Annotated in this window: 22 protein-coding genes, 1 tRNA gene and 1 pseudogene; 19 read left to right on the top strand and 5 right to left on the bottom strand. The window is 41.2% G+C overall.

Annotation, left to right across the window (positions count from 1 at the left end):
• Positions 1-48: 48 nt before the first annotated feature.
• Positions 49-666 (bottom strand): HTH domain-containing protein, encoded by a 618-nt coding sequence (locus RP262_RS00495; RefSeq protein WP_311153985.1) that lies wholly within the window; start codon positions 664-666, stop codon positions 49-51.
• Between the two features lie 24 nt (positions 667-690).
• Between RP262_RS00495 and RP262_RS00500 the strand changes: the two genes are divergently transcribed.
• Both RP262_RS00500 and RP262_RS00505 read left to right on the top strand, forming a co-directional pair.
• Positions 691-1,155 (top strand): pyridoxamine 5'-phosphate oxidase family protein, encoded by a 465-nt coding sequence (locus RP262_RS00500; protein WP_311153937.1) that lies wholly within the window; start codon positions 691-693, stop codon positions 1,153-1,155.
• An 11-nt stretch (positions 1,156-1,166) separates the two neighbouring features.
• Positions 1,167-1,727, top strand: coding sequence for a DNA-3-methyladenine glycosylase I (locus RP262_RS00505; RefSeq protein ID WP_311153938.1), 561 nt, complete (start codon positions 1,167-1,169; stop codon positions 1,725-1,727).
• A 132-nt stretch (positions 1,728-1,859) separates the two neighbouring features.
• Here the strand turns inward: RP262_RS00505 and RP262_RS00510 are convergent, their stop codons facing one another.
• From RP262_RS00510 to RP262_RS00520, 3 genes are read right to left on the bottom strand one after another with little or no spacing between them, the layout of a single operon-like run.
• Positions 1,860-3,275, bottom strand: coding sequence for a DUF4153 domain-containing protein (locus RP262_RS00510; protein WP_311153939.1), 1,416 nt, complete (start codon positions 3,273-3,275; stop codon positions 1,860-1,862).
• A gap of 2 nt (positions 3,276-3,277) precedes the next feature.
• A complete protein-coding gene (locus RP262_RS00515) occupies positions 3,278-3,493 on the bottom strand; it encodes a helix-turn-helix transcriptional regulator (protein WP_002893895.1) in 216 nt (71 codons plus the stop codon).
• An 8-nt stretch (positions 3,494-3,501) separates the two neighbouring features.
• The gene (locus RP262_RS00520) at positions 3,502-3,978 is read right to left on the bottom strand and encodes a DUF2975 domain-containing protein (RefSeq protein ID WP_002917772.1); all 477 of its coding nucleotides are present in this window, start codon (positions 3,976-3,978) and stop codon (positions 3,502-3,504) included.
• 205 nt (positions 3,979-4,183) lie between these two features.
• Here RP262_RS00520 and RP262_RS00525 point away from each other — a divergent pair, with 205 nt between their 5' ends.
• From RP262_RS00525 to rsmA, 7 genes and pseudogenes are all read left to right on the top strand, one after another.
• Positions 4,184-5,266, top strand: coding sequence for a winged helix-turn-helix transcriptional regulator (locus tag RP262_RS00525; protein ID WP_311153940.1), 1,083 nt, complete (start codon positions 4,184-4,186; stop codon positions 5,264-5,266).
• Between the two features lie 131 nt (positions 5,267-5,397).
• Positions 5,398-6,639: a hypothetical protein gene (locus tag RP262_RS00530; RefSeq protein ID WP_311153941.1), complete on the top strand. Its 1,242-nt coding sequence runs from the start codon at positions 5,398-5,400 to the stop codon at positions 6,637-6,639.
• Between the two features lie 96 nt (positions 6,640-6,735).
• Positions 6,736-7,506 carry a TatD family hydrolase gene (locus RP262_RS00535; RefSeq protein ID WP_311153942.1) on the top strand — a complete coding sequence of 257 codons (771 nt, stop codon included), beginning with the start codon at positions 6,736-6,738 and terminating at the stop codon, positions 7,504-7,506.
• Positions 7,499-8,068 (top strand): ribonuclease M5, encoded by a 570-nt coding sequence (gene rnmV / locus RP262_RS00540; RefSeq protein ID WP_399553050.1) that lies wholly within the window; start codon positions 7,499-7,501, stop codon positions 8,066-8,068. The genes RP262_RS00535 and rnmV overlap by 8 nt, the downstream gene beginning before the upstream one ends.
• A gap of 11 nt (positions 8,069-8,079) precedes the next feature.
• Positions 8,080-8,211, top strand: a pseudogene (locus RP262_RS00545) (SDR family NAD(P)-dependent oxidoreductase); the annotation flags it as partial.
• A 263-nt stretch (positions 8,212-8,474) separates the two neighbouring features.
• A complete protein-coding gene (locus tag RP262_RS00550; protein WP_311153943.1) occupies positions 8,475-10,487 on the top strand; it encodes a retron Ec67 family RNA-directed DNA polymerase/endonuclease in 2,013 nt (670 codons plus the stop codon).
• A gap of 165 nt (positions 10,488-10,652) precedes the next feature.
• On the top strand, positions 10,653-11,525 hold the full coding sequence (gene rsmA, locus RP262_RS00555; protein WP_311153944.1) for a 16S rRNA (adenine(1518)-N(6)/adenine(1519)-N(6))-dimethyltransferase RsmA: 873 nt from the start codon (positions 10,653-10,655) through the stop codon (positions 11,523-11,525).
• Positions 11,526-11,671: 146 nt separating this feature from the next.
• Here the strand turns inward: rsmA and RP262_RS00560 are convergent.
• Positions 11,672-11,754 (bottom strand) — tRNA-Leu (locus tag RP262_RS00560).
• Between the two features lie 194 nt (positions 11,755-11,948).
• Here RP262_RS00560 and RP262_RS00565 point away from each other — a divergent pair.
• From RP262_RS00565 to rpsG, 10 genes are all read left to right on the top strand, one after another.
• The gene (locus RP262_RS00565; RefSeq protein ID WP_311153945.1) at positions 11,949-16,634 is read left to right on the top strand and encodes a Cna B-type domain-containing protein; all 4,686 of its coding nucleotides are present in this window, start codon (positions 11,949-11,951) and stop codon (positions 16,632-16,634) included.
• Between the two features lie 235 nt (positions 16,635-16,869).
• Complete coding sequence (gene rsgA, locus RP262_RS00570; RefSeq protein WP_311153946.1) at positions 16,870-17,748, top strand: ribosome small subunit-dependent GTPase A; 879 nt, start codon at positions 16,870-16,872, stop codon at positions 17,746-17,748.
• Between the two features lie 11 nt (positions 17,749-17,759).
• Positions 17,760-18,419, top strand: a complete 660-nt coding sequence (rpe, locus tag RP262_RS00575; protein WP_049552868.1) for a ribulose-phosphate 3-epimerase — start codon at positions 17,760-17,762, stop codon at positions 18,417-18,419.
• The gene (locus RP262_RS00580; RefSeq protein ID WP_311153947.1) at positions 18,412-19,044 is read left to right on the top strand and encodes a thiamine diphosphokinase; all 633 of its coding nucleotides are present in this window, start codon (positions 18,412-18,414) and stop codon (positions 19,042-19,044) included. Before rpe ends, RP262_RS00580 begins: the two co-directional genes overlap by 8 nt.
• Position 19,045: 1 nt before the next feature.
• Positions 19,046-20,302, top strand: coding sequence for a DNA recombination protein RmuC (rmuC, locus tag RP262_RS00585; protein ID WP_311153948.1), 1,257 nt, complete (start codon positions 19,046-19,048; stop codon positions 20,300-20,302).
• On the top strand, positions 20,292-21,236 hold the full coding sequence (locus RP262_RS00590) for a 3'-5' exoribonuclease YhaM family protein (RefSeq protein ID WP_227965421.1): 945 nt from the start codon (positions 20,292-20,294) through the stop codon (positions 21,234-21,236). Before rmuC ends, RP262_RS00590 begins: the two co-directional genes overlap by 11 nt.
• A 92-nt stretch (positions 21,237-21,328) precedes the next feature.
• Entirely contained in the window at positions 21,329-22,144 is an 816-nt protein-coding gene (purR, locus tag RP262_RS00595; RefSeq protein ID WP_032905583.1) for a pur operon repressor, read from the top strand.
• A gap of 21 nt (positions 22,145-22,165) precedes the next feature.
• A complete protein-coding gene (locus tag RP262_RS00600; protein ID WP_227965425.1) occupies positions 22,166-22,630 on the top strand; it encodes a hypothetical protein in 465 nt (154 codons plus the stop codon).
• Positions 22,631-22,845: 215 nt separating this feature from the next.
• Positions 22,846-23,259: a 30S ribosomal protein S12 gene (gene rpsL, locus RP262_RS00605; RefSeq protein WP_003003125.1), complete on the top strand. Its 414-nt coding sequence runs from the start codon at positions 22,846-22,848 to the stop codon at positions 23,257-23,259.
• 19 nt (positions 23,260-23,278) lie between these two features.
• Positions 23,279-23,749: a 30S ribosomal protein S7 gene (gene rpsG, locus RP262_RS00610; protein ID WP_311153949.1), complete on the top strand. Its 471-nt coding sequence runs from the start codon at positions 23,279-23,281 to the stop codon at positions 23,747-23,749.
• Positions 23,750-23,774: the final 25 nt, after the last annotated feature.

The raw sequence follows: 23,774 nt of genomic DNA on the forward strand, positions 1-23,774 counted from the left end.
TCAAGAAACCAGCGGAGACTCGAGACCGCTGGTTTTTTTGTCTTAAATTTATTGACTAAAGTCGATAGATTGGCAGGAAAGTTCCTCTCTTTGTCCAGTGTCTTTATTTATGACCTCAACATACCAGTCCCCTTTGTGGCTAAATAGTTTGATAAATTGAACCAGAAGAGACTGCTGTTCATACTTAATTGGAAAAAATTCTCCCTGCCTGTGCAATAAAATATCAAGAATGATTCGCAACTGAGAGTTGTTGATTGTTTTCCTGACTTCTGGTTGAAGGATTTTCTCAATTTTTGTGATCTTGCTTAACTGCTGTTCTGAAATCGAGTTTTCAAATTTTTCTTTTAATTTTTGCAGGTCAATATCAAAAGGGCACATATTGTAGTTTTCCAGAGTCAGCATGGAAAAATACAAGGCAGAAATTTCATCTATGGAGAAAATAATAGGAGATAACAAGTCGTTGCTAAGAATTTTATAACTGCCATTCCGGCCTAAGTCAGAATAAATTGGAATTCCCAGCGTTTCAAGGCTGGCAATATCACGAAGGGCAGTGCTTTTTGAAATATGATATCGATTCATAATATCTTTTAGATTGAATTGTCTTTTCTTATTGAGAAAAATAAGCATATCGTTAATTCTTTGAGATTTATTCATGCCAAACTCCATATTTTTATTAAATGGTTTCAAAAAATGATACCTTTTTATATTATACTAGTTTTAGAGAAAATAATAAAGGAGTCAAATATGAATCAATATTTTAAGGCCTTTTTGGCAGAACAGACAGAAATGGCCCTAGCTACTTCTGTAAAAGATACCCCAAATGTAAGAATTGTAAATTTTTACTATGATGAGGAGACAAAGAATTTGTTCTTTATCTCATTTAAAAATAGTCATAAAATCCAAGAGCTGGCAATCAATAATCGTATAGCTCTTACAACAATTCCGAAAGGTGATGGGAGGTATATCCGAATTCAAGGGAGAGTCAAAGAAAGCCAGCTTTCTATTGAGGATATAAGAAGCGTTTTTATCCAGAAGTATCCTTATTATCAAGATATTATTGAACAGCATAGCAACTCCTTGCAACTTTTTGAAGTCTCTTTTTCTGATGCTTTCTTGGTTTTAGATAATAATCAAGTTGAGAAAATCAAACTATAAGGAGAAAATAGATGGTTGAGATGAAAAGATGCGATTGGGCTGAAAATAGTGAGCTTGAGAGAAATTATCATGACCATGACTGGGGGCGACCTGTGCATGACGAGTATAAACTCTTTAAAATGTTGATTTTAGAAGGTCAGCAGGCGGGCTTGAGCTGGCAAACTATTTTGTCAAAAATGGATGCTATGACAGATGCTTATGAAAACTTCGATCCTGAAATACTCTCCAATTATGACGAGCGAAAGATTGAAGAATTGCTTAGTGATCAAAGAGTGATACGAAATAGGCTAAAAATAAAGGCAGTTATAAAAAATGCTAAAGCCTATTTAAAACTAAAAGAAGAATATGGTAGTTTGGATTCTTATATTTGGTCTTTTGTAAAGAATGACCCGATTGTCAATTCATGGTCCAGTATTGAAGAGGTGCCCGCTCGAACGGATCTATCCGATAAAATTAGTAAAGAACTCAAAAAGAAAGGTTTTTCTTTTGTTGGTTCTACGACTGTATATGCCTTTATGCAGTCAATTGGCATGGTCAATGATCATTTGCTGACCTGTGATTTTAGAATATAATTATTTTTCCTTTGAACGAGAAAGGTGAGCAGTCTATTATTGAATGCCGGTAAATGATATAAAAAGGAGAATAAAACCAGAAAGAAAATCAGTTTCTTTCTGGTTTTTTTGTGTATAGTTAAGTACAGTTGCTTATTTTGCTACTGGTAAAAGCATTGGATACAGATAGCAGAGCAAGGTAAAGCTCATCAGGGCGTAAAAGATACCGATGCGAATAGCTTGGATAGGTTTATAGAAACGAATTAGGGTCAGTAGGCACCAAACCAAGAGGACTAGGATGAACCATGCTGAAATCAAGCGCAGCGGTGTTGGTCCGTAAAGGTAGATGTAGATACCAAATAATTTCCAGCCAGCTAGCAAGGCCAGCAAACCAGTAAAGATAAAGAGGATAGTAGCTGCGAATCGCGTTCCTTTCTGATCCCAGAGTGGCTTTTTGGCAATCAGATAGAAGACGCCTAGGACTGCAAAGTTAAGGATAGAGACCCGAACCAGCTGCCAGAAGCCAGCTACGGCAACAGTCGAAGCATTCTGGGGAGAAATAGACTGAGCTACTGTTCCGGCGCTCAGGAGCTGACCGAGTTCACCTAGCCCCGTCAGGAAGAAGAGTGCGTAGGTCAGGCAGAGGCTGCCGATGATAATGTAGGCTGTGAAAGCGGGTGCTACTCGCAAAGGGCGGATACTTGCTTGAAATTTTTTGTAGTTAAGTTTAGTATCTTTTTTGCCTAACAGACTGCCGGCTAGGAGGCCGTACAAGTAGAGACTGACAGGGATAGCCAGGCAGGCCTTGAATAGAATCATGCTACTATCAAGACTTGAAAAGAGGGAGTCAAGTAGATTCTCAATGAAATCAGCGGTATTGCTGAAGAAAGAGGCGAAGCTGTCTGAAACCTGACTCAGCTGGGACCAGACAAAGTAGACCAAGATTCCTGCGACAAAGAAGCTGCTGACGATAATCGCGAGCTGTTGGGCTTTCTTCGAAGACATACTGTCAGAGCTGGCGGAATAGTCCTGCTGCTTGCCTTCTATAAAGACTAGAATAGCAGCAATGAAATTTTTAAAGGGCAGGATGCAGAAGGCTTGAATGGCATCAAACCAGACCAGGATTCCCAAACGTCCCTGGCTTAACCAGCCTGTGCGGGACAGAATATAGAAAGCGAATGAGATGTGGATGGCTAGAAATTGGAACAATTCTAGCTGACGATGAAGCCCCCAGAGACTTAAAGCCAGAGCTTGAGCTAGCGTCATGATCAGAAAGCTTCTAGCCTCTAATCTGCTGCCAAGATTTTTTATCTGCAGTGATGGATAGGCCAATTTCCTGATTAGGGCTTCGCTTAGCAATATAAGACCAATTGCAAAAGGGAAAAAGGATGCAGTTTGATAATTAAAAAATACAGCAGAGTAAAAGTAGGTTAAGAGATAGAGGATTAGATAGCTGATTTTAAAGAATCGCAGTTGCTTGTCCTCTAGGCCTGTGAAGATAGTCTGTCGTTCTGCTTCTGCGGGCAGACAAGGCTGGACATTCATCTCTTCTTGTGCTGGATATTCCATAATTATTTCTCCTCCTCGTCAGGGATATACTCCAAAATATCGCCAGGCTGGCAGTCTAATTCACGGCAGAGAGCGTTGAGTGTTGAAAAACGGACAGCCTTGGCTCGATTATTTTTTAGGATAGATAGATTGGCTGGTGTTAGGTCAATCAACTCTGCTAAACGTCCAGCGCTGATGCGCTTTTGCGCCATGACAAGGTCTAAATTTATCTGAATCATAAGACCTCCTAAATAGTGTAGTCCACTTGATCCTGTAGCTCAATGGCCTTGCCAAAGGCGTTGCGGATGACACGGATAATCAGGGTCAAGATACTGCAAGAAACAGTGACTAAGAGCATGGGCAAGTAAGCTGTCAGCCCCATAAAGAGGGAGATAAGAGCGACAGTGCCGACTTCCCAGCCAAGATAGCGCATGTACTGAACATTTTGTGTGATAAAAACCTGATTTTTACCGATGCGGCTAAGGAGTCGATAGAGATGGACAATGCAGGCCAGAGCCAGGCAGCCTAGGACATAGCCAAGCAGTAGCAAGATCCAAAAGCGCGTCTCTCCTTGAAAGAAAGGAGAGGGAAATTCGATAACTAGGTTGACGACCCAAGGTCCTAGGGCTATCAAGATAATGGAAGCAATAAATAAAAGGCTGATACTGATTTTTGTAAGAGTGATGCTCATATCTTCAGCAGTCTTTTTCATTTTGTCTGTCATAATTTCCTCCGACTAACGTTTCATTTCTTAGTAACTATAGCACGAATCTTATCGATAATCAATAAGAAAATATTGAAAAATGATAAAATCAGTCTTAAGGACTAGGTGAAATTTTCTAAAAAGTTCTTATTTTATAGAGATGGATTTCTTGTCAGGAGATAAACAGAGTGGAATGGGATGAATATTTCGCTTGATTTTTGGTATAATGAAAAACAGGAATTGTATACTCTTTCTGGTCAGAAGCGGAGTATGTGTAAGGAGGGAAGAATCTGTGGGTGTAAAGCTTGTCCATTATCGTAGTAAGTTATATGAATTTCTCATGGTACCTGCCATCGTTTCAAGGGATGATAAACATATGTGGAGGGATTTACGGCAGAATCAAAAGGAGCTGCTTCTTGATGTACAGCCGCACTATGATAAGCTTTATCAGGATTTACTTCCTTTGAAAAGCGAGCTTGTTGCGGTTAGTTTGTTTGAAGGAGCTACGGTGGGACTGGCTCCGCTCCTCTACCTCTACTTGCTAGAAAAAGGAGAAGATCCGGCCAATCCGCATGACTTGTTAGAATGTCTGAAAAAACTAGATGCAGAGCAAATCATCTATTGCTTATCACTTAAGCTTTCTAAAGGGGAAGTCATCAAGGGACATCCTGAAGATCTGCTGGCTTTTATAGAGAATAGTGACAAGTCTCCGGAAAATAAATGGTACTGGTACCAAGCTATTCAGCATCCAGAGAAGCTTCGGGACCAATTAGTTTCCTTGCTGGAAAGAGTGTTCGAGCTCTATCAGCCTATTTATGAGCAGTTTGAGCAGGAAGTTCTAGCTTTTGAACAAGAATTTAGCCTATCTGATGCGATGGATGATGAAGAACAGAATGCCAAGCTTCTTGAAAAGGACACACAAGTCTTTGTTCTGTCACCTATGTTTATTGACTCTTTTCTCGAAAAGGTTCCTGATTTCACCTCCTATTCCTTAGTCCTTTCGACGAGAAGTTCCCAGTTATCAAAGGCGGAATCGGAGCTTAACGATGAAACATTGGCTGTGACCTTAAAAACTCTTGGAGATGAAACCCGCTATAAAGTATTGATTGAATTGATTCAGCCGCATGCCAAGAATAAAGATATAGCTAAAAAACTGGGGCTTACAAGAGCCTCTATCTCATTCCATACGCAGAAGCTGCTAAATTCTGGCTTGCTGGAGCTTGTGGTGGATGACGATTCTGTAAAATACACGGTCAATAAAGAACTGATTCGAAAGATTATAGAGAAGTTCAAACAGGACCTAATATAGTTTCAGAAGACCTGGATTCATTCTAGGTCTTTCTTTTTGTAAAATTAAAATCTAATAAAAATTTGACAAACACCTAATTTGTTGTTATGATTTGTTAAACAAAAATCTAACAAGAGTAAAGGGGATGTCGTATGATCGTTTTTGCAAAAAATAAAAATTTTCGCCAGTTGCTCATCAATCAATGGATTTCAGGTTTTGGGGACATAGTTTTTTATTTGGCTTTGATGAATTATGTTTCTGTTTATTCTTTTGCTCCACTTGCGATTTTATTGATTTCTCTTTCTGAAACGCTGCCTCAGTTAATTCAAGTTTTTACTGGAGTCGCGGCGGATTTTCAGAAGAATCGCATTCATAAATACCTGTTTATACAGTTTAGTAAGGTGCTCTTATATATCTTGGTAACGTTTTTGCTGCTTGGACAAGACTTCTCTTTCTTGACTCTGCTTATGATTTGCTTGATTAACTTTCTGTCGGATAGTCTGAGTTATTTTTCAGGTGCCATGCTGACCCCAATTTATGTAAAAGTGATTGAGCAAGATATGACCTCTGCTATGGGCTTTCGGCAGGCTAGTATAAGTCTGGTTCATATTTTGGGGAATCTAGCTGGCGGTTTTCTCATCGCTTGGATGAGTATCGGAGCTTTGGCAGGTCTGAATGCTCTGACATTCTTGCTAGCTTACCTTGGTTTTTGGCATATTAGTAAAAGCTTACAGAACTTAGAACCGGAGTTTAGCAGTGCCAAGGAGCTAAATAAAGAGAATTATTGGCAGCATTTATTGGATTCTCTTAAAGTCTTGCTGGGATTGAAAAACGTTGTGAGGTTGTTATTGGTTTTAACCTTTGAGCAGGTCACTCTGAATATTTTGACGCCAGTAGCGACTCTTTTATTGCTGAAAAAGCCTTTTTGGAATCTGCAGATCGGTCAGTCCATTGCCGTGTTAGTTATTCTAAGTTCCGCTGGTCTGATCTTAGGGAATATTTTGAGTGGCAGTTTGCTGAAAAAAATTTCGACTAAGCTTGCTATGTATGCAAGCCAAGTATTTGAAGCTTTTATTCTTTGCGGTTTTTTCTGGCAAAACTTTTTACTTGTACTGATAGCAAGCTTTGCTTGCTCAGTTACAGTCGGTCTTCTGAGTCCAAGATTGCAGAAATCTGTATTCAGTATGATTCCAGAAGAAGCGATGGGAGCCATCCAGTCAGCTATTAATCTATTTAGCATGGCTGTTCCGAGTGTTTTATCCATGCTGTTAATAGCTCTTGCTAGCAGTTTGGGGGTTATTTATATTCTCCTCCCGCTTGTGTTAATGCTGGCACTGTCTTTCTACTTGATTATTCCAATGGAGAACTTGAAGGCAGATTCGGATAGCTGTTGAATGGCAGCTATCTTATTTTTTCTGCTTTAAAGAGACTTCTGATTTTTCAGGTCATTTTTGGTATAATAAAGGACAGGAAATACAAGGAAGTAAAGTATGAAAATTTTTGATACACACACGCATTTAAATGTGGAAGAATTTGCTGGTCGAGAGGCAGAGGAGCTCCAATTAGCCAAAGAAATGAGTGTTGTTGCACACAATATTGTCGGTTTTGACCGACCGACCATTGAGCGCGCCTTGGAGTTGGCGGACAACTATGATCAGCTTTATGCTACGATTGGCTGGCATCCGACTGAGGCGGGGACTTATGATGAGGCGGTAGAAGCCTATCTGCTGGATAAGCTTTGTCACCCCAAGGTTGTAGCTCTGGGCGAGATTGGGCTGGATTATCACTGGATGACAGCGCCAAAGGATGTTCAGGAGCGGGTGTTTCGACGCCAAATCCAACTCTCTAAAGAACTAGACCTACCCTTTGTCGTACACACGCGAGATGCGCTGGAGGATACCTATGAGATTATCAAGAGTGAAGGTGTCAGTCCTCGTGGTGGTATCATGCACTCTTATTCCGGTTCTTTGGAAATGGCAGAGCGCTTTATCGAGCTAGGAATGATGATTTCCTTTTCTGGAGTTGTCACCTTTAAGAAAGCGACAGATATTCAGGAGGCTGCGCAGAACTTGCCTTTGGATAAAATCCTTGTCGAGACTGATGCACCTTATCTGGCGCCTGTTCCCAAGCGTGGCCGAGAAAATAAAACAGCCTATACTCGCTATGTGGTAGAGAAAATTGCTGAGCTTCGTGAGTTGACTGTCGAAGAAGTAGCGCAAGCGACCTATGAAAATGCAAAGAAGGTGTTTGGGCTTGACTGAGAAGATAAAAATCCCTCAGGTAATCGTCGTTGAGGGAAAGGATGACACAGCCAATTTGCAGCGATTTTACGATGTTGACACTTACGAGACGAGAGGTTCCGCTATCAATGAAAAAGACCTAGAGCGGATAGCGAAACTGCACCAGCTGCGTGGGGTTATTGTCTTTACCGATCCAGACTACAATGGCGAGCGTATCCGTCGAATGATTATGGAGGCAGTACCAACTGCTCAGCATGCCTTTCTCCGTCGAGATGAGGCGGCTCCTAAGTCTAAAAACAAAGGTAAATCGCTTGGAGTAGAGCATGCATCATTTGATGATTTACAGCAGGCTCTGGCTGGGCTGGTCGGATATTTTGATGATGAGGATAATTTTGACATCACCAAAAGCGATCTTGTGCGACTAGGTCTGCTTATGGGAAGTGACAGCCGTCAGCGTCGAGAGTATTTGGGTGAAGAGCTCCGCATCGGCTATTCTAACGGCAAGCAGCTGCTTAAACGCTTGGAATTGTTTGGGGTGACTTTGGCGGAAGTGGAAGAAGCCATGCTCAAATATTCAGTCTAACGGAGTAAGAAATGAAAAAAGTAATTATTACGGGCGGCAATAGTGGGATTGGCTATCAGACTGCAAAACAGTTAGCTGAGAAAGGTTGGTCAGTGACCCTATTTTGCCGTCGGAAAGAAGCAGCTGAGCAAGCCTGTGAGAAAACATGCGTTAGAGTTATGTTTTTGTCGATATTGAGATTGCACAACGTACTAATGATATAATTATTGGTAAACGCAAAGCTTTTATGGTAATATATAGAGGCGTATGATTAGATTTTTGACTTGTGTGTTCGCAAGTATTAACAACAATGTTATAGGAATGTTTGGCTTCACCTGGTGTTAATAGCTTCAGGATACATTAGAATTTCTACTGACAATCTTGTTCGCGTAAGAGTTATCATACGCTTTTTTTATGAGGAAAAATGATGACTAAATTTAATCAACTACAGACAAAAGATGATTTTGCTAAGCTACTTGGTTTGAAAAGTGCTAAATACATCAATTATTTATTGTACAATATACAAACTGATAATTTATATAACTCTTTCACTATCCCTAAAAAGAATGGTGGAGAAAGAGTTATACATGCCCCCAAAAAAGAGTTGAAGTTCCTTCAGAAAAAACTGTCTAATGTTTTATGGGAATGTTACCTTGAAAGCATAGAATCTAAATCTAAGGACAAGAACTTTAAAACACCTGTTCTGTCTCATGCATTTGAAAAGGGGAAAAGCATTATTACCAACTCTCAGATGCATCGAAACAAGAAATACATTCTGAACATTGACTTGAAAAACTTTTTTGATTCTTTTAATTTTGGAAGAGTAAGAGGCTTCTTTATAAAAGATAGGGATTTTGCCGTTTCACCAGAAATTGCTACTGTAATCACACAAATTGCATGTTATCAAGGTAAGCTACCGCAAGGAGCTCCATCTTCTCCCATCATCACAAACTTAATTACTAGAATTTTAGATTATCGGATTGTCAAAATTGCTAAAAAATATCGTTTTACATATTCTAGATATGCTGATGATATGACTTTTTCAACAAATCGTGAATTAAACTCTAATAAATTGAGAACAAGCAAAGAGCTAAAAAACTTTTTAGCTGAATTAGAGGAGGTAATCATCTCATCTGGTTTTGAAATCAATCCTAAAAAAACACGATTGAGTAATAACATGCAACGCCAAGAAGTTACTGGACTAGTTGTAAACAAGAAGATAAATGTGAAAAGAGAATACGTAAAAAATACTCGAGCAATGGCTTTTCAATTATATAAAGATGGAGCTTTTGAAATAGATACAAAACCAGGAACACTCAATCAATTAACGGGAAGATTTGCTTTTATTTTTCAAATAGATCAATACAACAACTACCTACTTTATAAAAAATCCCTGATACAAAATAATCTAGATTCCCAAAAATACTTATTAGGAAGAAATTCATCAAAAAAATCTGAATCGAAATATTTTTGGAAATATATCTTTTATAATAAAGATTTACGAAAAGAATTATTCGATAATACAGAACATAATACATATAATTTACCTAGAGAATTTTACAGCATAGGTAAGGAACAAAAGAAAATGTACATGTCTCTATTTAATTCTAGAGAAAAAGAGTACAAGAAATTTCTATTTTATAAATATTTTTTCGAAAATGACAAACCTATAATTGTAACGGAGGGAAAGACCGATCCACGATATATTAAAGCAGCTTTAAAAAACCTTTATCAAAAATATCCAGAACTTATTGAAAAAGTAGGGAATAATTTTGTATTTAAAATTAAATTTCTAAATCATACTAATACGATAGAGTATCTTTTTAATGTTCCAGAAGGGGGAGAAGGTTTTAAATATTGGTATAATTATTTCTCTGATATTAAATATCAAATGAATGAAGCTATAAAGCCATTTTACCCTAATTATATGGAGTATTTTTCTAAATTAGCATCAAGAAAGCCCAAAAATCCTACTATATTTTTGTTTGATAACGAACCGAATAATAGAAAGGATAAAGATCAATCTCCCTTATTTTCTTTTGCAAAGCATGCAAAAGACTTGATGATTCCTCAAAATGAAGTCTCGAAGACTTCAAAGGTTTTAGAATCGGAAATTTCAGATAATTTAGAAAAAGTTAGAAGAGAGAAACCTTGTCGCATTAATAAAAGGGATAGCTTATATATAATTGCAACACCTTTAGTACCTAAGATGAATAACGGTGAGTCCTCTGATATTGAAGATTTATTATTATCTCAAAATACAGTTCCTGTTTTAAAAGGGAAGAAATTTGATAAAAATGGAGGAGGCGACTATTATGGAAAAGAAATTCTTTCAAAGCATGTTCTGAAGAATTATAAGGAATTTGATTTTACTGAGTTTATTCCATTGCTAGACGGCATAAGAAATAATATTTTAGATTATCAGAATATTAATGATTAATCCTGTTATATAGTTTGTAGAATCAAAAATATTGATTCTGGTATAGGAAAAATAGTATAAAATACTAGAAAAAAACAGAATATTTAAGTAAAATTGTTTATTTAACAAATATATACAGAAAATATTTTGCATTTCTATAGGGATATACAGAATTGGAGACGATACATGCGTATTGCAGATCATAGTGTGACCCGTGCCATTCTGGAGCGTCACGGTTTCACTTTTAAAAAATCTTTCGGTCAGAATTTCCTGACAGATACCAACATTCTCCAGAAGATTGTGGATACAGCCGAGATTGACAAAAATGTCAATGTCATCGAGATTGGGCCTGGTATTGGGGCTTTGACAGAATTTTTGGCCGAAAGTGCTGCAGAGGTCATGGCCTTTGAAATTGATGATCGGCTGGTGCCGATTTTGGCGGATACTCTGCGCGATTTTGACAATGTGACAGTGGTTAATCAGGATATTCTCAAGGTTAATCTGGCTCAGTACATAGCAGAGTTTAAGAATCCAGACCTGCCTATCAAGGTAGTGGCTAACTTACCATACTACATCACGACGCCGATTCTCATGCATTTGATTGAGAGCGGGATTCCTTTTAGTGAGTTTGTCGTGATGATGCAGAGAGAAGTGGCAGATCGGATTTCGGCTCAGCCGAATACCAAGGCCTACGGCAGTTTGTCAATTGCGGTCCAGTATTACATGACAGCTAAGGTTGCCTTTATTGTGCCGAGGACAGTCTTTGTGCCAGCGCCAAATGTGGATTCGGCTATTCTCAAGATGGTGCGCAGAGACCAGCCAGCTGTTGCGGTACAGGACGAGAAATTCTTTTTCAAGGTCTCCAAGGCCAGCTTTGTCCATCGCCGAAAGACTCTCTGGAATAACCTGACCAGTTGTTTTGGGAAGTCAGAGGAGACCAAAGACAAGTTAACAGCTGCTTTAGAACGAGCGGAGTTATCTCCAAGTGTTCGGGGAGAAGCTCTGAGTTTAGAAGAATTTGCTCGCTTGGCAGACGCTTTGAAGTCTGAGGGATTATAAAAAAATAGAAGATCTGCTCTATATAGCTGGTCTTCTATTTTGCTAATGAGGTACATATGAAAGTAAAATTTCTGGCTTTTCTCTGCAGTGTAATTCTACTTCATAATAACAAAAAATCCTATCAATCATGATAGGATTGCTTTTTATGCGGAGGAAGGGATTTGAACCCTCACACCCGTACGGGCACATGCGCCTGAAGCATGCGTGTCTGCCGTTCCACCACCTCCGCTTGAGATTCTATTATAACTTATTTTTGTGAAAATGCCAATAGAGAATATCAGTTTTTTTCACTGTATGAAAAAAGCAGAAAAATTTCTATTTTTTCTTTACTAAAATAGTTCTATAATATTGCCATTATAGCAAGTATTTGTTACAATTAGATTAATTACTTATTTAGGTAACGAAATAAAAAAGGAGAATGTTATGAAACTGAAAAAATGGCTGCTATTTTTGATGCTGCCCCTTCTGTTTTTGCTGGATTTGAAGCTGTTTACAGCAACTGCTCAAGCGGATGCTTTGAAGAATGCAATCACAGATATTAAAATCTGGGACCACTCTAATGGCCGCGAAGCAACCAAGGTTAACGGTGCTTACAATTTGGTTCAAGGGGGAAATTATCGCTATGAGTTAGTTTTTGATTTGTCTGCTTACGATAACCAGCTCAAGGATGGGGATACCTTTACCTTTACAGTACCGAACGGTGCAACCATTGCTGATGGTACAACTTTTACTCTGACGGATAATGAAACGCAGGTCCAGCTCGGAGCTGCTAAGATGACATCGAATGGTTCAGGTAAGGGCGGTCTGATCACAGTTACTATTCAGAATTTGGCAGATTACAAGTCTAAGACAACTGCTAGTGGAGTAAGAGGGAGCTTCTTCTTTGACTTTCAGGCGACGACAGTAGGCGCTGATCAGGACTGGAATTATAATCCCGAGGAAACTCAAGGCGCGATGAGCCATAAGGTAACCATTAACGAGCGCAAACAAAGCAGTTTTTCAACAGCCGGTGAAAACTACGCTAAGATTGGAGGGGTCATTGCTAAGAAGCCATATAATTCGGCTATTCTTGGCAAGAGCGGAGACTACTCCCATAACTGGACTGTTCGTATCAATACTCAGCAAAAGACTTATAATTCTCCGATTGTTATCAAGGATGTCATTCCAGATAGCAGTGCGCCAATGCAATTCGTTCCGGAGCAATTTGTCCTTCGCCAAGGGGAGTACACGCAGAGTTTATCAAGTATTGCGAATTCTGTTATCTTGAAAGAAGGTCAAGATTATACAGTTGCCTATAATGACACTTATACAGAGTTTACTCTAACCATCAATAACCCAGGCAATCGTGCCTTTATGTTGAACTATATGACTACTTCACCAGCTGATGGTTCTTTAGTATCCAATACGGCTGAGATGGAAGTTGATAATACAAAACTGCCATTCAGAGACGATCGTCCTAGTCAGACGAGTTCTACGATAGAGCGCAGCAGCCGGATTACAGAGGGCGGTGTCATCACAGCTGATATCAGCAACAGTCTGGTTCTCTACAAGCAAGATTCTAAGACTGGCAAAATGCTGGAAGGTGCTGTCTTTAAGGTGACAACTCCTAGCGGTGAAGAGATTACTCTGCCGCCAACAGATGCTAACGGTCGGGTTTCTACACAACCTTTCTCAAGTGAAGAAATCAAGAAAGGTCAATTCACTGTAGAAGAAGTAACAGCTCCGGAAGGCTATGTACTGGACAGCAATCCGATGAAAGTGACCATCAAGGCTGATGGTGCAGTCAAAACAGTCAAGAATACGGTAGATCCAAATGCCAGCAAAAGGCTGACAGTCAAGAAAGTTTGGAAAGATGAAAACAATCAGGATGGCAAGCGTCCAGCTTCTATTGCTGTAGATGTCTACGCTAACGGTCAAAAGCTGGCTGATAAGACAGTGACTGTAACTGGTGGCAGTACAGATGCGGAGTGGACAGCTCAGACAACTGATTTACCAATCTTTGATGCAAATGGTCAAAAAATCACCTATACAATCGGTGAAGATCAGCTTGATGGTTACGATGCTCCAGAAGTAGATCAGGAAAATCTCACTGTGACCAATAGTCGTACGCCAGAGAAAATCGCTATCAAAGCTAGCAAGAAATGGGATGACGCTGAAAATCAAGACGGCAAACGTCCTGCCAATGTTGTTGTAAAACTTTATAAAGAAGTCGGTGGTCAAAAATCTCAAGTTGCGAACCGAACTCTGACCGAAGCTGACCAGTGGTCAACCGAGTTCACCAACTTGAACAAATATGAAAAGGGCGAAGAAGTTGTTTATTCTCTGGAAGAAGACGCGGTCCCTCACTATCAATCTCAGGTAACTGGCAATGCTGCTGACGGCTTTGTAGTGACCAACACTTACAAGCCAGAAACCATCAAGATTTCCGGTCAGAAGAAGTGGGATGATGCGGATAACCAAGATGGCAAGCGTCCAAATGCTGCTAGAGTCAAGATCTTGAAAGGCCAAGATATTGTCGATGTGCAGGAAGTGACGGCTGCTAACGGTTGGAAATATGAATCTAATCCTCTTCCTAAATATGCGTCAGGTCAAGAAATTGCTTATACTGTTGCAGAAGAAGCTGTACCGGGCTACACGAGCAAGGTGGACGGCTACAACATCACCAACTCTTACACTCCAGAAACGGTCAAGGTTTCTGGTCAGAAAGTCTGGGATGATGCGGAAAACCAAGATGGTAAGCGTCCAGCTTCTGTTAAGGTTAAAATTCTGAATGGTGATACGGTTGTTGATGAGCAAAATGTGACTTCCGCTAACGAATGGAAGTATGAGTCTAAGGCTTTGCCTAAGTATGCAGCAGGTCAAGAAATCACTTATACCGTAAGTGAGGAAGCTGTACCAGGTTATACTAGCAAAGTGGATGGTTACAACATCACCAATTCTTACACTCCAGAGACAACGACTGTGTCTGGAAGCAAGACTTGGGAAGATGGCGATAACCAAGATGGCAAACGTCCAGCTTCTATCACAGTTAATCTGCTAGCTGACGGTCAAAAAGTCAATACTCAAACAGTCGGAGAGGCAGAAGGCTGGTCTTACAACTTTACTGGCTTGCCAGTCTACAAGAATGGCCAACGAATTACCTATACAGTAACGGAAGAAGCTGTACCAGGTTATTCAACCAATCTTAATGGCTACAATATCACCAACTCTTATACACCAGAGAAGACAGAAATCACTGCCAGCAAGACTTGGAATGACAGCGACAATCAAGACGGCAAACGTCCAACTAAGATTAGCATTAAGCTGATGAAGACCGTCGGCGGTGTCAAGACAGAAGTCGCTAGCAAGGAAGTGACAGCTGCTGATCAATGGCAAACCAAATTTGAAAATCTACCAGTTTATGAAAATGGTCAGAAGATTGATTACTCTATCGAGGAAGATGATGTGGCTGGCTACACTAAAGAAATCAAAGATTTCACAGTTACCAACTCTTACACTCCAGAGATGATTAAGATTTCCGGTCAAAAAGTCTGGGATGACGCTGATAACCAAGATGGCAAGCGTCCAGCTTCTGTTAAGGTTAAGGTAAAAAATGGCGATACTGTCGTAGATGAGCTGGAAGTAACAGCTGCTAACGATTGGAAGTTTGAGTCGAAAGCCCTTCCTAAGTATGCAGCAGGTCAAGAGATTGCCTATACTGTTACTGAAGAAGCAGTTGCGGACTATCAAACTAAGATTGATAAGTTTACCATTACTAATTCTTACACTCCTCAAAGTACAGAATATGCTGTGACTAAGGTTTGGGAAGATGCTGATAACCAAGACGGTAAGCGTCCGGCTTCTATCACAGTGCAACTGTATAGCTCAATAAATGGTCAAGAGCCAGTTGCTGTCGCAGGTAAGACATTAACCTTGACGGCTGATAATAAGACAGCTGCTAACACTTGGAAAGCAAGCTTCACCAATCTGCCTCAGTTTGATAAGGGGCAGGAGATTACTTACTCTGTCAAAGAGGATGATGCAACAGTAGCCGCTTTGAAAGAAAAAGGTTACAGTCCGAAAGTAGAAGGTCAGACGATTACCAATTCTCATACTCCAGAGCAGGTTAAAGTTTCTGGTCAGAAAGTCTGGGATGATGCAGACGATCAAGACGGCAAACGCCCAACATCTATTACAGTTAAGGTAATGGATGGAAGCACTATTGTTGATACGCTTGAAGTAACAGCTGCTAACGGATGGAAGTTTGAATCTAAAGACCTGCCTAAATATAGAAATGGTCAAGAGATTGCCTACACACTTAAGGAAGATGCTGTTGCTCAGTATGAAACTAAGATTGATAAGTTCACTGTTACCAACTCCTACACTCCAGAAACTGTTAAAGTCTCTGGTCAAAAGGTTTGGGATGATGCTAATAATCAAGATGGCAAGCGCCCAGCATCTATCAAGGTAAAGATTTTGGACGGAGACAAGGTGGTAGACGAGCTGGAAGTGACAGCTGCTACTGATTGGAAGTTTGAGTCCAAGGATTTGCCTAAGAATAAGAAGGGCAAGAAAATCAACTATACAGTCCTTGAAGAAGTGACGGTTGAGGGTTATAGCAGCAGCCAAGAACAAGCAACAGATGGCAGCTTCACTTTGACTAACAGCTATAAACCAACACAGATTGCTGTTAAGGGAACTGCGGTATGGTCAGATGCTGAAAATCAAGATAAGGTGCGACCTTCTAAGGTTACTGTTCGCCTCTTGGCAGATGGCAAACCAATCAAAGAAGAGGTTGTGTCAGGAGAAAATGGTTGGCAGTATGACTTTAGCGGCCTTCCTAAGTACAAGGACGGTAAGGAAATTATCTATAGCGTTGCTGCTGATCCAGTAGATGGCTACAAGCTTGAGATCAACGGTACTCAGCTGACCTTCAGTCATATCCCTGCTAAGAAAGAGAGTGTTGAAGATAAGGTTTCAACTAATAAGCCAGGCGGTCAAGCTCCGAAAGGCGGAGGAAAAGCTCTTCCTCGTACTGGACAGGAAGAAAGTCTTCTTGTTACTATTCTTGGCTTCCTAGCAGCGCTTCTCGCAGGAGGCATGCTGATGGCTAAGGCGAAACGCAGCTAATCAGTTTTGTGACTTACTGAAAAATAAAGTGAGCATCTCATTCGATATAAAAAAGCGAACAGGTTCTTTTGGACTTGTTCGCTTTTATCATGTTAGTTTTATTTTCAAGTATTTTAAAGCAGTTGATTTCTATGAAAAATGACCCCAACCTTAAGAAATGCCTTCTATGCAAAACAAGCAAGCTAAATCTCGCTTTTTTTGTTATAATGAGTGTATTAACTTTTAAGGAGCAATCTTGCAAGGAAAAATCATTAAGGCTCTGGCTGGTTTCTATTATGTAGAGTCGGATGGACAGGTTTATCAAACCAGAGCGCGGGGTAATTTTCGCAAAAAAGGGCAGACACCTTATGTCGGTGATGAAGTCGAATTTTCAGCAGAAAAAGACTCGGAAGGCTATATTTTAAAAATAGCAGAGCGTAAAAACAGCCTGGTTCGACCTCCCATTGTCAACATTGACCAGGCAGTTGTAATCATGAGCGCGAAAGAGCCAGATTTCAATGCCAATCTGTTGGATCGCTTTCTGGTGCTTTTAGAGCATAAGAGGATTCATCCTATTATCTACATCAGCAAGTTAGACCTGCTTGAGGATGAGCAGAGTTTGGATGTCTATGTGCAGTCCTATCAGGCCATCGGTTATGAGGTCGTTAAAACCACTGAGGAGTTGCTACCGCTGCTGACAGGGAAAATTACTGTTTTCATGGGACAGACAGGGGTTGGAAAGTCCACTCTGCTCAATAAGATTGCCCCGGACTTGCAGCTTGAAACAGGAGAGATTTCTGAAAGTCTTGGCCGTGGCCGCCATACGACAAGGGCTGTCAGCTTTTACAATCTAAACGGTGGGAAGATTGCTGATACACCAGGGTTTTCGTCTTTGGATTACGAGGTGACTACAGCTGAAGATCTCAATCAAGCTTTTCCAGAGATTGCTGAGGTCAGCCAGTCCTGTAAGTTTCGTACTTGCACTCATACCCACGAGCCAGCTTGTGCAGTCAAGCCAGAAGTTGAGGCCGGCCAGATAGCGTCATTCCGCTTTGATAATTACCTGCAATTTCTCAGTGAGATTGAGAATCGTCGGGAAACCTATAAAAAAGTTGCCAAAAAAAATTCTAAATAAGGAGAAGAACTATGACTTCATTCAAAATTGCCCCTTCAATTCTAAGTGCGGACTATGCTAATTTTGAAGCAGAATTGAAAAAGTTAGAAGCAACAGGCGCTGAGTATGCCCATATTGATATTATGGATGGTCATTTTGTACCCAATATCAGCTTTGGGGCTGGGGTTGTTGCCAGTATGCGTCCTCACAGCAAGCTAGTCTTTGACTGCCATCTGATGGTTTCCAACCCTGAGCACCATATCGAAGAATTCGCTCGTGCTGGTGCAGATATTATCAGCATCCATGCCGAAGCGACACCTCATATCCACGGAGCGCTGCAGAAGATTCGGGCAGCAGGAGTCAAGCCTAGTGTTGTGATTAATCCAGGAACACCAGTCGAAGCAGTCAAAAATGTCTTAAATCTGGTTGACCAAGTCCTTGTGATGACAGTGAATCCAGGCTTTGGCGGTCAGGCCTTTCTGCCAGAAACCATGGATAAGATTCGTGAACTGGTCGTTTTGCGCGAAGTCAATCAGCTGAATTTTGATATTGAAGTGGATGGCGGTATTGACGACAAGACCATTGGAATTGCTAAAGAAGCCGGTGCCAACGTCTTCGTGGCTGGCAGCTATGTCTTCAAAGGCGATGTCAACCATCAAGTTCAGACCTTACGGGATGCCCTGCATGATTAAGGTTGCACTGTTTGCTGGCGGGAACTTGGAGCATTTTAGCTTAGATTTTGATCTTTTGGTCGGAGTAGACCGAGGAAGCCTCTTTCTGCTTGAGCAAGGAGTTTGTCCTGACTTGGCTGTCGGGGATTTTGACTCTGTGAGCAAGGAAGAATTGCTGCGTATAACAGATAGAGCCAAGGAAGTCGTTCAGGCCCATCCTGAAAAGGATGATACAGACCTAGAGTTAGCTGTTCTGGCTTGTTTTGAGCGGTATCCAGATGCTTGTCTAACTATTTTTGGAGCCTTTGGCGGCCGTCTGGATCATGCCTTGGCCAATGTCTTCCTGCCCAGTAATGAAAAAATTGCACCTTATATGGAAAAGATTTTTTTGGAAGATGAGCAGAATCTGCTGACCTATGTTCCTAAGGGGTGTCATGAAATCAAACCAGTAGCTGGCATGCGCTATCTAGCCTTTCTGCCGTCAGATGATGCTGCCTTAACGATTGAGGGCGCTAAATATCCGCTCAATAAAGATAACTTTTTTTTCAAAAAAGTGTATGCTTCTAACGAATTTATAGATAAGCCCATTTATTTGGACTTTGATAGCGGCTATACAGTCGTCATTTACAGCAAAGACAGGAGCTGATATGGAGTTTATAATCATCCTCATTCTTTTGGGAAATCTAGTGCTGACCTTTTTCCTATGGCAAAAGCTTAGTCAGCAGACTGAGACGCTAAAGCAAGCCTTGGAAAATCAGGCAGATCATCTATCGGATCAGCTGGACTATCGCTTGGAGCAGGAAAGCCAGAAAAAGCAAACGGCTCAGAAAGAGCTGGAATTAGCTCTGGGAGACCGTTTGAGCGAGGTCAGGACAGATTTGCACCGCAACTTGACAGAGCTGCGCTTGGAAATCAGCGATAACCTGACCAAGAATCGGGATAAAACTGACGAGCGTATGCGGCAAATCCAAGAGTCCAATGAAACTCGTCTAGAGCAGATGCGGCAGACCGTTGAAGAAAAATTGGAAAAAACACTTCAGACTCGTCTTCAGACCTCTTTTGAAACCGTCTCTAAGCAGTTGGAGTCTGTCAATCGCGGTCTGGGAGAAATGCAGAGTGTTGCTCGAGATGTCGGCACGCTGAATAAAGTTCTTTCCAACACCAAGACACGAGGGATTCTAGGGGAACTGCAGCTGGGGCAGATTATTGAGGACATCATGACGGCCAGTCAGTATGAGCGAGAGTTTGTGACAGTGGCCGGCTCCAGTGAGCGTGTCGAATATGCTATTAAACTGCCGGGACAGACGGAGCATGAATATGTCTATCTGCCCATTGATTCTAAGTTCCCTCTGGCTGATTACTACCGTTTGGAAGATGCTTATGAGTCTGGCAGCAAGGAAGAGATTGAGTTCTACCGCAAGTCTCTCTTAGCAAGTGTCAAGCGCTTTGCCAAGGATATTAAGAGTAAATATCTGGCACCGCCGGCTACGACCAATTTTGGAATTATGTTTCTGCCAACGGAAGGTCTCTATTCGGAAGTTGTCCGCAATCCAGCCTTTTTTGACAGTTTGCGACGGGAGGAGCAGATTGTGGTGGCGGGTCCGTCGACCCTTTCTGCCTTGCTTAATTCACTGTCTGTCGGATTTAAAACGCTCAATATCCAAAAAAGTGCGGACGACATCAGCAAGGTTCTGGGCTCAGTCAAATCCGAGTTTAACAAGTTCGGTGGCATTCTGACCAAGGCACAAAAACACTTGCAACATGCTTCGGGTAACATTGATGAACTCTTAACCCGGCGGACAGGAGCTATCGAAAGAACCTTACGCCATATTGAGCTGTCTGATCGAGACCTCGATTTGAACTTACTTGATTTTTCAGAAGAAAGGGAAAACAATGAAGATTAATCAAATGAAAAAAGATGAACTGTTTGAAGGTTTCTATCTGATCAAGTCAGCAGAAGTCCGTCAGACAAGGGCTGGAAAAAATTATCTGGCCTTTACGTTCCAAGATGATACAGGGGTAATTGAAGGCAAACTCTGGGATGCTCAGCCACATAATGTTGAAGAATTCACTGCTGGCAAGGTCGTGCACATGCAAGGCCGACGAGAAGTCTACAATAACACACCCCAGGTAAATCAACTGACCCTGCGTCTTCCTAAGGCTGGAGAGCCCAATGATCCAGCGGATTTCAAGGAAAAACCGCCAGTTGACCAGAAAGAAATTCGAGACTATTTATCTCAGATGATTTTTAAGATTGAGAATTCGGTCTGGCAGCGCGTGGTCCGCTCGCTTTATAGCAAGTACGACAAGGAGTTTTATTCTTATCCAGCTGCCAAGACCAATCACCATGCTTTTGAGTCTGGTCTGGCCTTTCACACCGCTACTATGGTCAAGCTGGCCGATGCTATCGGAGACATTTATCCTCAGCTTAATAAAAGCTTGCTCTTTGCTGGGATCATGCTTCATGACTTGGCCAAGGTTATTGAACTCACTGGTCCGGAAAATACAGAGTACACTGTGCGAGGCAATCTGATTGGGCACATTGCTTTGATTGATGAAGAGTTGACCAAGACCCTGATGGAGCTGAAAATTGACGATAGTAAGGAAGAGGTTATTGTCCTGCGGCATGTCCTTCTCAGCCACCACGGTCTCTTGGAATATGGCAGTCCTGTACGGCCTAAGATTATGGAGGCAGAAATTCTGCACATGATTGATAATCTGGATGCGGAGATGATGATGATGACTGCTGCCTTAGGACTTGTTGATCCAGGTGAAATGAGCAATAAAATATTCGCTCTTGAAGGCCGTTCTTTCTACAAACCAAAACTTGAACAGTAAAATACGAAAAATGGACATTACTTGGAAAAGAATGTTCGTTTTTTTGTTTCTGTTATGGTATAATGAATAAAATAACTTTAATTGGTGAAAAAATGAAATTAAGAAGAAGTGAGCGTATGGTGGTTATTTCTAATTATTTGATTAACCATCCTTATGAATTAACGAGCTTAAATACATTTGCAGAAAAATATGAATCTGCCAAATCTTCTATTTCAGAAGATATTGTCATTATTAAGCGTGCATTTGAAGAGATTGAAATTGGGACTATCGAAACGATTACTGGTGCTGGTGGAGGAGTCATTTTTAGCCCATCCATCTCCGATACAGAAGCTAAGACCATTGTACAAGGTCTTTGTGATCAGCTGTCTGAAAGCAATCGGATTCTTCCGGGGGGCTACATTTACCTATCTGATCTGCTCAGCACTCCATCCATTTTGAATAATATCGGCCGAATCATTGCCAAAAGTTTTAAGGATCAACAGATTGATGCGGTCATGACGGTTGCGACTAAGGGTGTTCCTTTGGCCAATGCAGTAGCCAATGTACTTAATGTACCTTTTGTCATCGTTCGTCGGGATTTAAAGATTACAGAAGGGTCAACGGTCAGTGTCAACTACGTATCAGGCTCCAGCGGAGATCGTATCGAAAAGATGTTCTTGTCCAAGCGCAGTCTCAAGGCCGGCAGCCGCGTCTTGATTGTGGATGACTTCCTCAAAGGCGGGGGGACCATTACAGGGATGATTAGCCTCTTATCTGAGTTTGACTCTGAGTTGGCAGGTGTAGCTGTCTTTGCGGACAACGCGCAGGCCAATCGCGATTATCTGGACTATAAATCGCTCTTGAAAGTGACCAATATTGATGTCAAGGCGAATACCATTGATGTGGAAATTGGAAATATTTTTGATTAGGGAAAAGGGCGGAGATTATAGATGAAAACAGTTTTAGAAAAGTTTGACCACAGTCCGCTGTGGATTCGTTTAGGAGTATTGTCGATTTTATTTGGGATTCTGATTACTGGCATGGTTTTTGTGCAGGGGCAGTCTAATACCAATAGGAATTCAGTTAGTTCGGCTGCCAGCATCGCATCAAGCAGCTCTTCCTTACAACTGTCTTCTGCTCAAAAAGAAGCACAGGAAAAAGAAATTCAGGAAGAGGAGCAAGCAGTTCAGGGCGCAGAAGAAGCCGTTAAACAGCTTGAAACCATGCAAACTTTGGAAGATTTGCAGCTGGCTAAGACTGCAGTAGAGAAGGTTAAGGATGCAGCGACGAAAGCTAGATTCCAAAGCCGTATTCAGGCGATATCAGTCTTGATTGATCCGGAAGCAGCCCAGACAGCTATTTCTGAAAATCCAGCTGCTGTATCAGAAGAAGCAGTGGCTCAGCCGCAGCAATAAGTTAGCAGCAATCTAATAAGCAGAGATAAGCTTAAAATAGAAAAAATGTATTGACAGAAAAGTATCGTCGTGCTATAATGATAGACGGTACTTTTTACTTTTGGTCTCTCAAAAGTGTACAGAGACGTGCTGACAAATGTTGCAAAAGTACACGCAGATGGTAGCTGTCACCAAGTGTATCATCACCAAAATTAAAAAAATACAGGAGAATGTAGATGCCTACAATTAACCAATTGGTTCGCAAACCGCGTAAATCAAAAGTAGAAAAATCTAAATCACCAGCTTTGAACGTTGGTTACAACAGCCATAAAAAAGTTCAAACAAACGTATCTTCACCACAAAAACGTGGAGTTGCAACCCGTGTCGGAACTATGACACCTAAGAAACCAAACTCTGCCCTTCGTAAATTTGCCCGTGTACGTCTGAGCAACCTGATTGAAGTTACAGCTTACATCCCAGGTATCGGACACAACCTGCAAGAGCACAGTGTTGTGCTTCTTCGTGGTGGACGTGTAAAAGACCTTCCAGGGGTACGTTACCATATCGTCCGTGGTGCACTTGATACTGCAGGTGTTAACGATCGTAAACAAGGCCGTTCTAAATACGGTACTAAAAAACCAAAAGCATAAGGAAAGGGGAGAAAGATAAATGAGTCGTAAAAACCAAGCGCCTAAGCGCGAAGTATTGCCAGATCCGCTTTACAATTCAAAATTAGTTACTCGTCTTATCAACCGCGTTATGCTTGATGGTAAGCGTGGTACAGCAGCTTCTATCGTTTACGGAGCTTTTGACCAAATCAAAGAAGCAACTGGAAACGATGCGTTGGAAGTATTTGAAACAGCTATGGAAAACATCATGCCTGTACTTGAAGTTCGTGCTCGCCGTGTCGGTGGTTCAAACTACCAAGTTCCGGTTGAAGTTCGTCCAGAACGTCGTACAACACTTGGACTTCGTTGGTTGGTAACAATCGCTCGCCTTCGTGGTGAACACACAATGCAAGACCGTCTTGCAAAAGAAATCTTGGACGCTGCTAACAACACTGGTGCAGCTGTTAAGAAACGTGAAGACACTCACCGTATGGCTGAAGCTAACCGTGCCTTCGCACACTTCCGTTGGTAAGAATAAGATACTAAGGGCGTTAAAA

The organism is uncultured Streptococcus sp. (genome assembly GCF_963456385.1).
Lineage (GTDB): Bacteria > Bacillota > Bacilli > Lactobacillales > Streptococcaceae > Streptococcus.